This window comes from Pseudomonas agronomica, assembly GCF_025917275.1.
Taxonomy (GTDB): Bacteria; Pseudomonadota; Gammaproteobacteria; order Pseudomonadales; family Pseudomonadaceae; genus Aquipseudomonas; species Aquipseudomonas agronomica.
This window is the reverse complement of record NZ_JAOSHO010000686.1, coordinates 1-2132: the sequence shown is the minus strand read 5'-3', so window position 1 is coordinate 2132 and position 2132 is coordinate 1. Positions and strand designations below refer to the sequence as shown.

Sequence of the window (2132 nt, the reverse complement as noted above, 5' to 3'; positions counted from 1 at the left end):
CGAGCAAGCTCGCTCCCACAGGGAAGATGGTTAACAGTCAACTATGTTCAGGCCTTGCCCCGAATCACCGCCCGCAGCGCAAACCGGTTCGGATGGCAGGCCTCGGCCACGCTGCGTGGCAGCGGCAGCGGTTCGTTCTCCAGCCAGGCGGCGATCAGTTCGCCGGACAGCGGCGCGGTGATCAGGCCTCGGGAGCCGTGGCCGCTGTTGACGTACAGGCCGTCGAGCCAGGGGCACGGCGTATCGGGTACTTGGCGGGCGTCCTTGGCCAGGGCTGAGTACGCTTCGATGAAGGCAGGGTGCTCGGCCAGCGGCCCGACAATCGGCAAGTAGTCGGGGCTGGTGCAGCGAAACGCCGCGCGGCCCTCCAGGTGCTCCGGGTCCAGGGCTCTGGCGTCCAGGCGCTCCACCAGGTCCTGGGAAATCTCCTCGAGCATCTGTAGGTTGCCGGCATGCTCAGCGGCGGTGGGGGTCAGGTCATCGCTGTGGAAATCGAAACTGGCGCCCAATGTGTGCTCGCCCAGGCGCGGCGGGGCCACATAGCCTTCGGCGCAGACCACCGTCGCCAGGCTTTGGCTACGGGCGGTTTGCGGCAGACGGGTGATCTGTCCGCGAATACGCTTGAGGGGCAGCTCGGCGGCGGGCTCGAAGCGTTTGATCTCAGCGGCGCTGGCGAGGATTGCGACGGGTGCGCTGGCCAGGCAGCGTTCTCCGTCCCAGGCCTGCCACTGGCCGTCGATGCGGCGCAGCTCCAGCACTTCATGGTGTGGCTGCAGCGTGATCGCTGGGTCCGAGGCTTGCCGGCGGCACAGCGCTGGCGGGTGCACCCAGCCGCCTTCGGGGTAAAACAAGCCGCCGCTGGGCAAGCCGATGCTCGATTGCGCCTCGGCCTCGTCGCGATCAAGGATCTTCAAGAGACTTGCCGGAAACGCCTCGGCCAGGCGCGCCTGACGCTCGGCTTCCTTGGCGTCGAAGGCCAGTTGCAGGACACCGCAGCCGTCCCAGTCGAGGCCTCGCTGCAAATGTTCGAGCAAGCGCCGCGTGTAGCCGAAACCGCTGAGAATCATCTGCGACAGCGCGGTGCCATGGGCCGACAGCTTGAGGTACAGCACGCCTTGCGGATTGCCGGACGCTTCCTCGGCCAGACCGGCATGACGCTCCAGCAAGGTCACCTGCCAGCCACGGGCGGCGAGGCTGGCGGCGCTGGCGCAACCGGCCAGTCCGCCACCGATCACCAGGGCCCGGCGTTCACCGGCAGGCGGGGTGGGGCGGGCGTACCAGGGCTTTGCCGGCGCGGGCTTAGGCGCCTGATCCGGCCAGCCGAGGAACACGCCGCGAAGGATTTCCCATTTGTGACCAATGCCTGGCGTGCGCTTCATCTTGAAGCCCGCTGCGTTGAGCAGGCGTCGCACCCAGCCGGTGCTGGTAAAGGTGCTGAGGGTGGCACCGGGCGCGGCCAGTCGCGCCAGTTCGGCGAACAGCTCGGCGGTCCACATCTCGGGGTTTTTCGCCGGGGCGAAACCATCGAGGAACCAGGCGTCGATGTGTCCGTCCAACTGCGGCAACTGCTCCAGGGCATCGCCAATCAACAAGGTCAGCGTCACTCGGCCGTTAGCCAAAATCATGCGCTGGAAACCCTGGTGAATCGCGACGTACTGCCCAAGCAACTGGTCAGCCTGGGCCTTGAGTTCGGGCCACAAGGCCAAGGCCCGGCGCAGGTCCTCGGGGCTCAGGGGAAATTTCTCGACGCTGACAAAATGGAGCCGCGCCCCCGCTGGCGCGCACTGCTCGAACAACTGCCAGGCGCAAAGAAAATTCAGCCCGGTGCCAAACCCGGTTTCGCCGATCACCAGTCGCCCGTTGTCCGCCAGCGCGGCAAAACGCTCGGCGAGGTTGTTCTGCTCAAGGAACACGTAGCGGGTTTCTTCCAGGCCCGACTGGTCGGAGAAATACACATCGTTGAACGCCCGGGAACGAGGGCGACCCTGGTCGTCCCAGTCGAGTTGGGCGTGGTGTTGAATGGGCGTCATGACAGGCTCGGTGAAAACGAAGGCGCCATTCTAGCTGATCGATTACCGATTGCTTCGTTGCGTGCATGCTTGTAGCTGCCGAGCGAAGCGAGGCTGCGATCT

1 protein-coding gene is annotated in these 2132 nt (G+C 65.8%); it reads right to left on the bottom strand.

Annotated elements, in window-relative coordinates; translation table 11 throughout:
- Positions 1-47: 47 nt before the first annotated feature.
- Positions 48-2030, bottom strand: coding sequence for a bifunctional tRNA (5-methylaminomethyl-2-thiouridine)(34)-methyltransferase MnmD/FAD-dependent 5-carboxymethylaminomethyl-2-thiouridine(34) oxidoreductase MnmC (mnmC, locus tag OC610_RS26175; RefSeq protein WP_264431985.1), 1983 nt, complete (start codon positions 2028-2030; stop codon positions 48-50).
- Positions 2031-2132 lie beyond the last annotated feature (102 nt).